Origin of the sequence: Streptomyces qaidamensis (genome assembly GCF_001611795.1) — a bacterium.
Lineage (GTDB): Bacteria > Actinomycetota > Actinomycetes > Streptomycetales > Streptomycetaceae > Streptomyces > Streptomyces qaidamensis.
Window position 1 is genome coordinate 1,941,641 of sequence record NZ_CP015098.1, and the last position, 12,581, is coordinate 1,954,221.

11 protein-coding genes are annotated in these 12,581 nt (G+C 71.8%); 6 read left to right on the forward strand and 5 right to left on the reverse strand.

The features are described 5' to 3' along the window. Positions 1-210 precede the first annotated feature (210 nt). Positions 211-1,074 (forward strand): hypothetical protein, encoded by an 864-nt coding sequence (locus A4E84_RS45690; RefSeq protein WP_174569408.1) that lies wholly within the window; start codon positions 211-213, stop codon positions 1,072-1,074. Here the strand turns inward: A4E84_RS45690 and A4E84_RS08465 are convergent. From A4E84_RS08465 to A4E84_RS08475, 3 genes are read right to left on the reverse strand one after another with little or no spacing between them, the layout of a single operon-like run. Beyond that, on the reverse strand, positions 1,013-1,606 hold the full coding sequence (locus A4E84_RS08465; RefSeq protein WP_062925944.1) for a TetR/AcrR family transcriptional regulator: 594 nt from the start codon (positions 1,604-1,606) through the stop codon (positions 1,013-1,015). The two genes, A4E84_RS45690 and A4E84_RS08465, sit on opposite strands and share 62 nt — an antisense overlap. Before the next feature lie 28 nt (positions 1,607-1,634). After that, a complete protein-coding gene (locus A4E84_RS08470; RefSeq protein WP_062925945.1) occupies positions 1,635-3,299 on the reverse strand; it encodes a class I adenylate-forming enzyme family protein in 1,665 nt (554 codons plus the stop codon). Continuing rightward, positions 3,296-4,069: an SDR family oxidoreductase gene (locus A4E84_RS08475; RefSeq protein WP_062925946.1), complete on the reverse strand. Its 774-nt coding sequence runs from the start codon at positions 4,067-4,069 to the stop codon at positions 3,296-3,298. Before A4E84_RS08475 ends, A4E84_RS08470 begins: the two co-directional genes overlap by 4 nt. Positions 4,070-4,218: 149 nt before the next feature. Between A4E84_RS08475 and A4E84_RS08480 the strand changes: the two genes are divergently transcribed. Together A4E84_RS08480 and A4E84_RS08485 are read left to right on the forward strand one after the other, a co-directional pair. Beyond that, positions 4,219-5,448 (forward strand): exo-beta-N-acetylmuramidase NamZ family protein, encoded by a 1,230-nt coding sequence (locus tag A4E84_RS08480; protein ID WP_062925947.1) that lies wholly within the window; start codon positions 4,219-4,221, stop codon positions 5,446-5,448. 92 nt (positions 5,449-5,540) lie between these two features. Continuing rightward, positions 5,541-6,857 (forward strand): hypothetical protein, encoded by a 1,317-nt coding sequence (locus A4E84_RS08485; RefSeq protein WP_062925948.1) that lies wholly within the window; start codon positions 5,541-5,543, stop codon positions 6,855-6,857. A 209-nt stretch (positions 6,858-7,066) separates the two neighbouring features. Here A4E84_RS08485 and A4E84_RS08490 read toward each other — a convergent pair whose 3' ends face one another. Further along, entirely contained in the window at positions 7,067-9,865 is a 2,799-nt protein-coding gene (locus tag A4E84_RS08490) for a penicillin acylase family protein (RefSeq protein ID WP_062925949.1), read from the reverse strand. A gap of 271 nt (positions 9,866-10,136) precedes the next feature. Here A4E84_RS08490 and A4E84_RS08495 point away from each other — a divergent pair, with 271 nt between their 5' ends. Together A4E84_RS08495 and A4E84_RS08500 are read left to right on the forward strand one after the other, a co-directional pair. Next, positions 10,137-10,739, forward strand: coding sequence for a hypothetical protein (locus A4E84_RS08495; protein WP_062925950.1), 603 nt, complete (start codon positions 10,137-10,139; stop codon positions 10,737-10,739). 75 nt (positions 10,740-10,814) lie between these two features. Continuing rightward, positions 10,815-11,579 (forward strand): 3-keto-5-aminohexanoate cleavage protein, encoded by a 765-nt coding sequence (locus A4E84_RS08500; RefSeq protein WP_062931366.1) that lies wholly within the window; start codon positions 10,815-10,817, stop codon positions 11,577-11,579. On the opposite strand, the gene soxR is transcribed toward A4E84_RS08500, so the two are convergent. Beyond that, a complete protein-coding gene (gene soxR, locus A4E84_RS08505; RefSeq protein ID WP_062925951.1) occupies positions 11,539-12,003 on the reverse strand; it encodes a redox-sensitive transcriptional activator SoxR in 465 nt (154 codons plus the stop codon). The genes A4E84_RS08500 and soxR overlap by 41 nt on opposite strands. Before the next feature lie 109 nt (positions 12,004-12,112). Between soxR and A4E84_RS08510 the strand changes: the two genes are divergently transcribed. Next, a complete protein-coding gene (locus tag A4E84_RS08510; protein ID WP_033311842.1) occupies positions 12,113-12,574 on the forward strand; it encodes a MaoC family dehydratase in 462 nt (153 codons plus the stop codon). The last annotated feature ends 7 nt before the right edge of the window (positions 12,575-12,581 follow it).

A 12,581-nucleotide genomic window follows, 5' to 3' on the forward strand; every position in this document is an offset into this window, starting at 1 on the left:
CGGGGCAGGGAGCCGTTTTCGGGGGTGGCCGGCCCGGGAATCGTCCTTCTCCGCACCCCGGGCAAGGCCGGTGGTTGCACCGCACACCCGGTCTGCGGGACCGTGCAGCGAGAACAGTCCCGTCTTCGCACAGTGAGGTGTGGGTCGCGCGTAGGGGCCCCGTACCTGACTTCTTCCCCGGCCAGGCCCCGCACCGGTGCGGTGAGCACGGTGAGCGTCGCCTCCGCCCCCTGCCCGGTGGTGGTCCTGGACGCGGACGGGCACATCGCGGAGCTCAACGACGCGGCCGGTGCCCTGCTGCCCGCCGCCCGCCTCGGGCAGCCGCTGTCGTCCCCGGCCTGGCTCGCCGCCGCTGACCGGACCCGGCCCGTCCCGGTCAGCGGGGAGGTGGCCGACCGGTCGTTCTCGGCGCGGCCGTCCGTCCTGGCGGCCGGGACCCCGGTCATGGCCGGCGGCCTCGCCTTTGGTGCCGACGGCCGCTACGCCCGCCTGCTGGGGGCCGACGCAGGCGGGGCGGGGGACCGGCTCGCGGCCGGTCCGCCGGCCCGGCCGGGCCCAGCCCATCAGGCGATCGACGGTCTGCCGCATCGGGGCGACCAGGAGTACACACTGGTCGCCAGGTCCTCCACCCGGCTGGTGCGGGACACCTTCCAGCGCCTGGAGCGGCACATTCCCGCGCTGCGGGCCTACAGCGACGAGCAGCGCGAGCGCACCGCCGAGGACATCGCCCACATCGTGGGCTTCCTGACGGCCGCCCTGTACGTCGACGCCGACGACGTCTTCACCGGCTTCCTCGTGTGGACCACCGAGGTGCTCACCGCCCGCCGGGTGCCGGCGCGCTCGCTGCCGCCGTGCCTGGACCTGCTGGAGGAGCAGCTGCACGACTTCCCGCGCGCCCGCCGGATCCCCGACGCCGGGCGTACGGCGCTCGCCTCCTGCCCCTGCCCCCGAGACGCCGGACGAACCCGTGACCGGCGGTCCGGGCCGCCCGGTACCGAGGAGGGGGCGGCCGCTACGGGCGCAGGGCGCGCAGCAGTAGGTCGGCCAGGTGGTCCGCGACCTGCTGGGGCGTGAGGGGGCCGTCGGGGCGGTACCACGTCGACAGGTGGTGGACCGAGCCGAAGTGGTAGTCGACCACGAGGTCCGCCGGAGTCGCCCGGGAGAAGACGCCCGACTCCTGGCCCTCCTCCACGAGCGCGCGGAAGCGCTCGTGGTAGCGGCGGCGTTCGGCGCGGACCTGCTTGTCCTTCTCGGGGCTGAGGTGGTGCATCGAACGCCAGAAGATCATGGCGTCGTCGAGGTTCTCGATGGTCGTCACCACGACGTCCGCTGCGGCGTGCCGCAGCCGCTTCTCGACCGGCTGGTCGGCACCGGCCACGGCGTCCAGCCGCTCCTGCTGGATGCGCAGCACGCGCGCGTACACCTCGTGCAGCAGGTCGTCCTTGGATCCGAAGTAGTGGTACAGCGCTCCCTTGGTGACGCCGGCCGCCTCGACGATCTCCTGCACCGAGGTACGGTCGTAGCCCTGCTCGGCGAAGAGCCGGGTGGCGGCGGCGAGGAGCCGCTGAGGCACGGGCGTGCCGTCCGAGTCCGTGGTCCTGGGCACTGCCGCCACCTGCCTTTCCGTTCTGTTGTCAGTCGCCGTGCGTACGGGAACGAAGTTCCCGTCGGAGGATCTTCCCACTGGCCGTTTTCGGCAAGTCCGGCAGGATCTCCACCTGACGCGGATATTTGTAGGCGGCCAGTCTCTCCTTGCAGTAGGCGGCGAGTGCATCCGGGTCCGTGTCGGCGTCCGGCCGCAGGCTGATGTAGGCCTTGACCGTCTCCCCGCGATACCCGTCGGGCACCCCCACGACGGCGGCCTCGCGTACCGCCGGGTGCGTGTAGAGGACGTCCTCGACCTCGCGCGGCCACACCTTGAAGCCGGACGCGTTGATCATGTCCTTCTTGCGGTCGACGACGTAGAGCCAGCCCTGCTCGTCCATGAAGCCGATGTCGCCGGTGCGCAGTTCGGTGCCGGGGAACGTGGCGGCGGTGGCGTCGGGGCGGCGCCAGTAGCCGGGCACGACCTGCGGGCCGGCGACGACGATCTCGCCCTGCTCGCCGAAGGGCACCTCCGCGCCGGCGTCGTCGACGATCCGCACGACCGTGTCGGGGCCGGGCAGTCCCACGGCGAGGGTCCCGGACTCGGGGTCGACCGGCGCCTCCAGATGGGGCGGCACCGAGGCGCAGGGCGCGGTGCACTCGGTCAGCCCGTAGCCGTTGCGAATGTACGGTCCGAAACCGGCCCGGAACTTCTCCACCAGTGCGGGCGGCAGCGGGGCGCCGCCGGAGGAGATCACCCGGAAGGAGGAGAAGTGGTCGCGGGTGACGGAGGGGTGGGCCGCCAGCGCCATGAAGGCCGTGGACGGACCGACGGTGTAGTGCGGGCGGTGCTCGGCGAACGCGTCCAGCACGACGCCCGACTCGAAGCGGTAGGCCAGCACGAGGGTGCCCGCGCTGTTCAGGCAGGCTCCGAGCTGGCAGACCATGCCGGTGATGTGGAACAGCGGCGCCAGCGCGAAGTACACCGGCCGCTCGGGCAGTCCGAGCCCGGTCCGCTGGCGCTCGGCGTTGTACATGATGTTGCCGTGCGTGTTGGTGGCGCCCTTGGGCGTGCCGCTCGTGCCCGAGGTGTAGCTGATCAGCGCGACCTCGGCAGGGTCGAGGTCCCGGTCCTCGGGCGCCTGGTGTCCGGCCCGCGCGACGGTTGTCAGGTCGTCGGCGTCCGGGGCCTGCGGCAGGCGTTCGAAGGTGAGCACGCGCGTGTCGCCGCGGCTCTGGAAGTCCAGTTCGCACCCGGTGAGCACGATCCGCACGGGCGAGTCCGCCGCCGTCTCGCGCAGATACGACTCCCAGGCCCGGTCCGAGCAGATGAGCGCGGCGACCTCTCCGTCGCGCAGGACGTGGGCCACCTCGCCCGACTTGTACATGGGATTGACGGGCACGACGACCGCGCCCGCCTTCCACGCGCCCAGCAGGGCGAGCACGAAGTGCGGGGAGTTCTGCAGTAGTACCGCGACCCGGTCGCCGCGCCGGAGGCCGCGGGCCGCCAGGTGCCCGGCGACGGAGTCGCTGAGCTCGTCGGCCTCCCGGTAGGTCAGCCGGCCGTCGAAGTAGGCCAGGAAGTCGCTGTCGGGCGTCTCGGCCACGGCGGCGCGCAGGGCGTGCACGAGGGAGGCGGCCGGGCTGATCGCGCCCTTCTGGGCGTCGCTGAGCAGGCCGAGCCAGGGCTTGGCCGCGTAACGGGACTCGGTCACCGGGCCTCCTCCCACTGCTGCTGGATGCGGTTCATGCCGGACAGCCAGCGGTCGGGATCACCGGCCCGGGCCTGGTGGTAGGCGGCGACCTCGGGGTGCGGCAGGATCAGGAACCGGTCCTCCTCGATGCCCTGGAGCAGGGCGTCCGCGACGGCCTCCGGCTCGATGGCGGTCGGCTGGAGCACCAGGTCGCCCGCGCTGCCGGTGGCGGCCAGCATGTCGGTGCGCACGCCCTGCGGGCAGATCGCGTGGACCTTCACGCCCCGGTGCCGGTAGGTCAGGGACAGCCACTCGGCGAAGGCGAGCGCGCCGTGCTTGGTGACGGCGTAGGGCGCCGCCCCGATCATGGTGAGCAGCCCGGCGGCGGACACGGTGGAGACGAACCGGCCGCTGCCGCGCTCCAGCCAGGCGGGCAGCAGGGCGTGGGCGGCCCGGACGTGTGCCATCACGTTCACGTCCCAGGAGGCGGCCCAGGCCGTCTCGTCCAGCGGCCCGCCGGCCGTCCCGCCCTCGAAGGCGACACCGGCGTTGGCGCAGTAGACGTCGACGGTGCCGCCGAGTGCGTCCCGGGCGTCATCGACGATCGCGGAGGCGTCGCCGGGCAGGGCGATGCCGTCGATCTCGTCCGCGACGCCCTTGGCCCGCCCGGAGTCCAGGTCGTTCACCACGACCCGGGCGCCTTCCGCGGCGAAGCGCCGGGCGAGCGCGGCCCCGATCCCGCCTCCGGCCCCCGTGACAACGACTCCGGCCCCTTGAAAGGCTCCCACCATCGGTCTCCTCATTCGCGGATCGGCTACGGCGCCAGACTAACCGGTCGGTATGTTTCAAGGAAGGGGCAATCGCAACAGGCCTTAGGGGCGCGGGGAACTGCGCGATCGGCCACCACGTAGCGGCACAAACCGGATCACGGAGGCCACTCATGCGCCCTTCCAGACGGACCTTACTCACAGCGGCCACTGCGGCAGCCGCATCGCTCACCCCCACCACCGCCGAAGCCCGGCGCCACCGGCGAACCGGCTTCGAGAACCTCGCCGCGTCCGGTTACGAACCCCTGCGCGGGCAGCGCATCGGCATCGTCACCAACCCCACCGGCATCACCCGCGACGCCCGGCACATCGTCGACGTCATGCACGCGGACACCCGAGTGGATCTGAGGGCCGTCTTCGGCCCCGAGCACGGCTTCCGCGGCACCGCCCAGGCCGGCGGTTCCGAGGGCCGTCACGACGACCCGGCGACCGGCCTGCCGGTCTACGACACGTACCTCAAGAGCGGCCGGCCGCTCGCCGACGTCTTCACCGCGTCCGGCGTCGACACGGTCGTCTTCGACATCCAGGACGTCGGCGCCCGCTTCTACACGTACATCTGGACGCTGTACGACTGCATGGAGGCAGCCCGGCTCGCCGGCAAGCGGTTCGTCGTGCTGGACCGGCCCAACCCGGTGACCGGCCGGGCGGCCCTCGGCCCGGTCCTGCACAAGGAGTTCGCCACCTTCGTCGGGCGGCAGCCCATCGCCCAGGCCCACGGGATGACCGTCGCCGAGCTGGCGCGGCTGTTCAACGGGGAGTTCCTGACCGAGCCCGTGCCGCTGGAGACCGTGCCGATGTCGGGCTGGAAACGGTCGGACTTCTACGACGCCTCCGGACTGCCCTGGGTGCCGCCGAGCCCCAACATGCCGACGCCGGAGACGGCCCTGGTGTACTCGGGGACGTGCCTGTTCGAGGGCACGAACCTGTCGGAGGGGCGCGGCACGACCCGGCCGTTCGAACTGCTGGGCGCGGAGGGCGTCGACCGGCGCTGGGCGGCCGCCGCGAACGAACTCGCCCTGCCCGGGGTGCGGTTCAGGGAGGCCTACTTCGCGCCCACGTTCTCGAAGTTCCAGGGGAAGACGGTCGGCGGTGTGCAGGTGCATGTGCACGACCGGGCCGCGTTCGATCCGGTCCGCACGGGGATCGCCCTGCTCGTCACCGCCAAGCGGGTCTGGAGCGGCTTCGCCTGGCGCCCGGACAACTGGATCGACAAGCTCACCGGCTCCGCGCGCGTGCGCACGATGATCGACGCGGGTGCGGACACCGACGAGGTGGTGGCCGGGTGGCAGGAGGACCTGGCGGCGTTCCGGAGGATGCGGCGGAAGTACCTCCACTACCGCTGAGCCGAATGCGCCCGTGACGTATGGCCAAGCTCCCCCGTTGGCAGGACGATGCGCCCACATCGTGGCGTCACCCGGGGACCAGGGGGCCTGTCATGGCAGATCCGGCGATGAGTGTGACTCCCTACTGGGAGGTGGCCTTCGACGCGGACGGGGACCCGGAGGGCCGCCGGCGCGACCGGCTGCTCGCCGGGGTGACCGAGCGGGGCGTGCGCGACCTGATCGTCTTCGCGCACGGCTGGAACACCGACCGCTCGGGCGCGACCCGTCTCTACGACCGCTTCTTCGCGCCCCTGCCGCGGCTGGCCCCGGCGGCCCGGATCGGCTACGTCGGCGTGCTGTGGCCGGCGATGCGGTTCTCCGACGAGCCGATCCCGGACTTCCCCAGGGCCGTGGCGGCCGAGCCGCCGAGGCGCCCGGTGCTGGACAAGGACACGCGTCACGCCCTGCTGGACACCTTCCCGGGCCGGGCGATCCTGGTCGACCAGATCGCCCGGCTGCTGGAGCAGCAGCCGCCGGAGGAGGCCGAGCTGGAGGAGTTCGGGCGGCTGGTGCGGACACTGGTGGAGGTGGTGGCGCCCGGGCCGCAGGCGTTGTTCGCCGCGGACACGGTGGCGGAGGGCGTGCCGCAGAGCGAGCCGGAGATGTTCGCCGGGTCGTCGGCGGCGGCCTGCGAGGAGTTCGCGCGGGCACTGGCGGAGCTGGAGGCGCCCGGGCCGCGGCAGGGGTTCAGGATCCCCAACCCCTGGGACGGTGCGCACGAACTGCTGCGGCAGGCCACGTACTACGCGATGAAGCGGCGCGCGGGGACCGTCGGGGAGCGCGGGCTCGGCCGGGTCGTCGGACAGCTCGCTCAGGCGGCGCCGGAGGTGCGGGTGCACCTGGTCGGGCACAGCTTCGGCGCGCGGCTGGTGTCGTTCGCGCTGCGGGGCCTGCCCGAGGGCGTGCGCACGGTGAAGTCGGTGACGCTGCTCCAAGGCGCCTTCTCGCACTACGCGTTCGCGGCCCGGCTGCCGCACGACGCCCGGGCGGGAGGGGTGCTCCAGGGACAGCAGAACCGCGTCGACGGGCCCCTGGTGTGCTGCCACTCCCGGCACGACGCGGCCCTGGGGACGATGTATCCGCTGGCCTCGCGGATGGCGGGCGACAGCCGCTCGGCTGCGGAGCCGGTCATGGGGCGGGTCCTGGGCGCCAAGTGGGGCGCTATGGGTTACGACGGAGTGCAGGCCGTGCCGGGCACGCGCACTTACACCCTCGCCGAGGCCCTGGAAGCGAAGCTGCCCGCCTCGGGGTGCGTGAACGTCGACGCGGCGGCGGTGGTCAGACGCGGCGGGCCGCCGGCCGGCGCGCACAGCGACATCCTGCACGCGGAACTGGCCCGGCTGGTCCTGGCGGCGGGCCGGGTTCGCTGACCCGCCGCCGGGCAAGGCGCCACCGGTACGAGGCGAGACCCGCCGCCGGGCAAGGCGTCACCGGTGTGAGGTGAGACCCGCCGCCAGGCAGCGCGTCACCGGTGTGAGCTGAGACCCACCGCCAGGCAGCGCGTCACCGGTGTGAGCTGAGACCCACCGCCAGGCAGCGCGTCACCGGTGTGAGGTGAGACCCGCCGCCAGGCAGGGCGTCACCGGTGTGAGGTGAACTCCACGACCTGCTGGTAGGTCGGCCGGTTCTGCCAGCCGATCTTGCCGTGCTTGATGCCGCCGAGGGTGCGGTGGTTGATCGAGTCGGCGCACCACTGGTCGCCCGCCGGGCACACGTCGTCGCCGGGGTAGACCTGGGCCGCCGTCTTGCCGGCCGCCGCCTTCAGGGTGCTGACGAGGGTGTCCCGGCAGGCGGCGAGGCTGCCGTCGCCGCAGTAGGTGCGCGCCAGCGGTCCCTTCACCTGCTCACCGAGGACCGCGCGGACGTCCTTGTCGACGTAGCTCCACCAGCCGTACTGGAAGGAGCTTCCCGCGTGCGATCCGGTCGGGCCGTGGGCGGCCGACGGGGACTCGTCGACGGGGAGGTTGGCGGTCATGGCCTCGTAGAGCCCGCTGCCGAGGCCGGGTTCGAACTCGGCCTTGACCAGCAGCGGCCACCAGGCGTCGAGGATGCGGATCGCGTCGGCGTCGGCGTACTTCTTCGAGCCGGCGGCGGTCTCCGTACGCTTGCCCCCCGCGGCGGCCCAGGCCTGGAGTCTGCTCACGGCGGCCGCGACGGCGGGGTCGGTGACGGGCGAGCTGTTGACGACCTTCAGGAGCTTGGGCAGGACGTCCTCGGCCCGCAGGTCCGTCAGTCCGGCGTCGGCCATGGCCTTCACGAGAGCGGCCCGGGTCACCCCGCCCTGCTGGACGAGCTTCTTCACCCGGTCCTCCAGGAGGTTGCCGCGGTGCACGGACCCGTTGCCCCAGGGGGCGGTCGTGTAGTCCCTGGCCTGCTTGTTGTTCCAGGAGACGTAGTAGTCCTGGTCGACGGAGTTCGGGTGCGCGGAGGGCGGGGTGTAGTCGGCCGTGTTGGTCGCCGGGTCCCAGCCGCGCCACTCGTACGCCGGCCGGGCCCACGCCGGGAACTCGGCGTCCACGCCGGCCGCGCGCACCGGGTTGTCGCCGCTGTTGTAGTACGCGGTGTGCTCGGAGTCGGCGTAGAACCAGTTGAAGGTGTAGTTGATGTGCTGCACGGCCTTCTGGAAGGTGTCCGGGCCCTTGACGTAGTCCGGGTCGTTCAGCATCTGGAAGCCGATGATGGAGTCGGCCTCGTGCAGGAAGGACGAGCGCAGCGTGGTGTAGGCGACCTTCTTGCCGCCGACCGTCGCGCGGTACTCGACGGGTCCGTACTTCGTGCGCCAGACGCGCATGGTGTACGAGCCCGCGGCGGTGCCGTCGGCGACCGTGGGCTTCCAGGTGTTCTTCTGCTCGATCTTCTCCATCGGCGTGCAGGTGCCGCGGTACAGGTAGTGGTAGTCGTCCTGGCACAGTTCGACGGCGTAGGAGTCGATGATGTCCTGGCCGGAGGTCGTGGCGCTCCACGCGTAGTCCTGGCCGCGACCGAGCTCGACGTACATGCTCAAGCCCGCGAAGGAGGCGCCGCGGGCGCTGATGCCCGGGCCCTGGATCTCCTGGAGGAGCAGCAGCTGGGGGGCGAAGTAGCCGGTCTGCGGGCCGAACACGGCGACGGGGTGGCCGCTCGCGGTGTGCTTGCCGCTGACGACGAGGGCGTTGGACATGCCGCGCTTGGCGGACGACGTGGCGGTCTTGGCGGCTTCGCCGGACGCGCCGGTCGCGGAGGCCGTGGTGGCGCTGCCGGTGCGGTCGTACACGAGCGGCTCCGGCTTCACCGAGCCCGCGTCGGGCAGGGCCGTGCCCTGCGGGTCGGCGGGCTTGGTCCCGTACGGGAAGCTGCCGGCGTGCTGGGTGAGGACGGCCTCCGGGTCGTTGCGCATCCGGAAGGACTCCCAGACCTTGGTGCCCTCGGCGACGCCGTACTTGTCCTGGGCGGCCATGAGCGAGAGGGCGTTGTTCACCTCGCCGCCTCCGCCCGAGCCGAACAGCGCGCCGATGACGGAGGCCAGCGCGACCAGGTCGGTGATCTTGAAGTGCTCGATCGTGCCGGCGTTGGTGACTGAGTCCTTGTGGCCGGTGAGTACGTATTCACCCGGGAAGGTACGCCCCTTGTCGGAGGCGTCGATGTAGGCGTTGATGCCGTCGAGGTAGGCCTTGACGTCGGCGAGGGCCTGCTTGCCGCGCTCGCCGTTGGTGGCGACGGCGTTGTCGATCTGCGCCTGAAGATCGGCCTCGGTGTACGGGGCGTGCCGCCAGAACTGCTGTTCCAGGCCCTGGTTGGAGGGCGCACCGCCCGCGAAGGAGGTCAGCTGCCCGCGCCCGACGTGCCGGAAGACGTCCATCAGCCACAGCCGGTCCTGGGCCGCCGCGTAGCCGGCGCCGAACTCCGTGCCGTACCGGGTGGTACCGGTGATGTGCGGCACACCGGTCTTCTTGTCCCGGACGATCGTCACGTCACCGCGTCCGGCGGGCTTGAGGCTGGAGGCGACCTGGTCGGCGGGGACGCCGAAGGAGGCGTCGTTGAAGAAGGTGTTGATCTTGTCGTTGGTGAGGCCGGGGTAGCCCTTGGCGAGGTTGGCGTAGGGCCCGAGCTGGTCCTCGGCGTGCTCGGGCTGGGTGCCGAAGGCCTGGTTGAGGAGGATCTGGGCGAGGGTGGCGTTGCCGTTCTGGCCGGGCGGGAGGATGTCCGAACACTGGTTTCCGCAGTGGTCGTTCGCCGCGGCCGTGGCCTGCGCGGTCGCTGTTTCCGAGGCGGCGGCCGGGGCAAGCGGCGACAAGAGACCTGCAATCAGTGCGCATACCGAAGCTGTCTTCAGGAACCCGGGGATTCCGCTGGGAGTTCTCATTCTGTCGAGAACGGTGCGTGGGGCACGCCGTGGCATGGGGGGGCTCCTCCCGACGGGGGTGGGCCGGATGTTACCGCCGGTATCCCCCGGCTTGAAGATGAACAAGCGTCACTTTTTGAAGTCGGCACAACAGACACACGGACCACGGCAGTCGGTTCGCGAGCCTCTCGGGGCCGCTTATGGAGGCCATTTGAAATCGGATGGAGCCGATTCGCTTGTCGATACGTCTATTCGGCGACGTCCGTTCGACGACGCCGAAGTGACCGGATTACAGGTGCAGGTGCAGGTGTGACGGAGGTGCAGGACGATGGCCGGTTTCCGGAGTCTGGCGAGACAGGTCCGCGATCCGCGGTGCGATCTGGCCTTGCGGCGCTATTCGCTGCGTAAGTGCCTTGAGAGGTTCGCCCCTTACGGACACAGGGCGACCTGGGACCATCTGTGCTCCCGGGCAGGGTTCGGTCCCGAGGACCGCTCCCCCGATCCGGTGCGGCTCGTGGCCGCACTGGACGAGCTGGAGGAGGCACGGGCGGTCTGGCTGGCCTACGAGGTCGAGTTCGCCGAGCGCCGCAAGAAGGAGAAGCACGACGGGCTGCGCAGGCCGGGCAGCGTGGACGACTGGCACCGGATGACCTGGGGCGGCTTCGGTGTGGCGTGGTGCGACGATCCGGCGGTCCATCCCCGTGAACCGCTGGCCGAGGTGCTGCGCCGGCTGATCGCCGCACTGGAGCGCGAGCCGGGCTCGGCCTGCCCGGTGTGCGGCGGGGAGCAGCTCATGTGGAGGTACGACCTGGACCACGAACCCTCGTCCGGTCCGGTCTGCACGGACTGCGGAATTCTGGTGCCGCGTCCCGTGCTCACGCCCGAGTCCCTGGCGTACGCCCGGCGGGCGAGGCTGCTGGTGTCGGCTTGACGGATGCGGGTGCGCGGGGGGTGCGCCGGGGATGCCGCACCCCCACTGTCGGTGGTGACTGGCACCATCGACGCCATGATGCAGGTGTGCCTGAACGGTTCGCGGACGGCCGCTGACGGTGTGGCCGTGCCGCTGACACCCGAGTCGATGGCCGGCTCGGCCGCCGGGGCCGTGGCCGCCGGGGCGAGGGACCTCCACGTCCATCCCAAGACCCCGTGCGGGCAGGACACGTTGTCGCCGCGGGTGCTCGCGGTGACGCTGTCGGCGATCCGGGCACGGGTGCCGGTGCCGGTCGGTGTGACCACGGGCGCGTGGGCGGAGCCGGACCCCGCCGCCCGGCTGGAGCGGATACGCGCGTGGACGGTGCTGCCCGACCACGCCTCGGTCAACTGGCACGAGCCGGGGGCGGAGGAGACGGCCGCGCTGCTCATGGAGCGCGGAGTGGGTGTGGAGGCCGGCATCTGGTCCGGGACGGACGGCGCGGAGCGGTTCGCCGCCTCGCCGCTCGGGCCGAAGGTGCTGCGGGTCCTGGCGGAGGTGACGGACACGGATCCGCAGGGCGCCGTGTCGTCCGCGCACGCGCTGCTGTCCGGCATCGGGACCGCCCACGGCCGGCCTGTCCTGCTGCACGGCGAGGACGGGGGCGCCTGGCCGGTGCTGCGCCTCGCGGGCCGGCTGGGCCTGGCCACCCGGATCGGACTGGAGGACGTCCTGGTCCTGCCGGGAGGGGAACCGGCGAGGTCGAACGGAGAACTGGTCGCGGCCGGGCTGGCGGAGTACGAGACGGCCCGGTCGGGCGTTACCGACCGCCCCGGTCGACCATCAGGCGCGAGCCCGTGAGGCGTTCGCCGAAGACGTCGTCCGGGTTGGACAGGACGCAGTTGTCCAGGGAGAGACACCCGCAGCCGATGCAGTCGGTGAGGTGGTCCCGGAGGCGGTTCAGCTGATTGATGCGTTCTTCCAGTTCGGTGCGCCAGACCTCGGAGAGGTGCGCCCAGTCCTCCCGGGTGGGGGTGCGCTCCTCGGGAAGTTCGGCGAGTGCGTCGCGAATCGTCGCCAGAGGGATGCCGACCCGTTGCGCGGCCCGGATGAAGGCGACCCGGCGGAGCGTGTCGCGGGAGTAGCGACGCTGGTTGCCCGCGGTCCGGCGGCTGCTGATCAGGCCCTTGGACTCGTAGAAGTGCAGGGCGGAAACGGCGGCGCCGCTGCGCGCCGCGAGCTGGCCGACCGTGAGCTCATGGATCTTCTCTGGGATCTGGGGCACCCCTCGAACCCTACCGAGTCCGTTGACACAGCTCGCACGGCCGACCATGCTAAGCAGTCGCTTAGACAGTGAGCGCGCAGACCCCCTGCACACGAGAGGCCTGGAAGACATGGCAGAGCCGAGGATCTTCACGTCCGTCGACGACCTGAAGTCGGCGGTGGGCGAACAACTGGGGTACACCGACTGGCTCGACATCGACCAGAAGCGGATCGACCTCTTCGCGGAGGCCACCGGTGACCACCAGTGGATCCACGTCGACCCGGAGAAGGCCGCCGCCGGCCCCTTCGGCACCACCATCGCGCACGGCTATCTGACCCTGTCGCTGCTGCCCCTCTTCGGACCGCAGCTGATCGCCGTCGAGGGCGTGAAGATGGGCGTCAACTACGGCACGAACAAGGTGCGTTTCCCCGCCCCGGTCCCCGTCGGCTCCCGCCTGCGCGCCACCGCGGCGATCAGCGCCGTCGAGGAGGTGCCGGGCGGCGTCCAGGTGGCCGTCGCCTTCAGCGTCGAGCGCGAGGGCGGCGACAAGCCGGTCTGCGTCGCCGAGTCGGTGGCGCGCTACTACCTCTGAGGCGGGG

Bases quoted from the DNA above. Each gene is read 5' to 3' on its own strand.
- A4E84_RS08475 (WP_062925946.1), bottom strand. From the start codon at position 4,069: ATGGTGGGAGCCTTTCAAGGGGCCGGAGTCGTTGTCACGGGGGCCGGA.
- A4E84_RS08480 (WP_062925947.1), top strand. From the start codon at position 4,219: ATGCGCCCTTCCAGACGGACCTTACTCACAGCGGCCACTGCGGCAGCC.
- A4E84_RS08485 (WP_062925948.1), top strand. From the start codon at position 5,541: ATGGCAGATCCGGCGATGAGTGTGACTCCCTACTGGGAGGTGGCCTTC.
- A4E84_RS08490 (WP_062925949.1), bottom strand. From the start codon at position 9,865: ATGCCACGGCGTGCCCCACGCACCGTTCTCGACAGAATGAGAACTCCC.
- A4E84_RS08495 (WP_062925950.1), top strand. From the start codon at position 10,137: ATGGCCGGTTTCCGGAGTCTGGCGAGACAGGTCCGCGATCCGCGGTGC.
- A4E84_RS08500 (WP_062931366.1), top strand. From the start codon at position 10,815: ATGATGCAGGTGTGCCTGAACGGTTCGCGGACGGCCGCTGACGGTGTG.
- A4E84_RS08510 (WP_033311842.1), top strand. From the start codon at position 12,113: ATGGCAGAGCCGAGGATCTTCACGTCCGTCGACGACCTGAAGTCGGCG.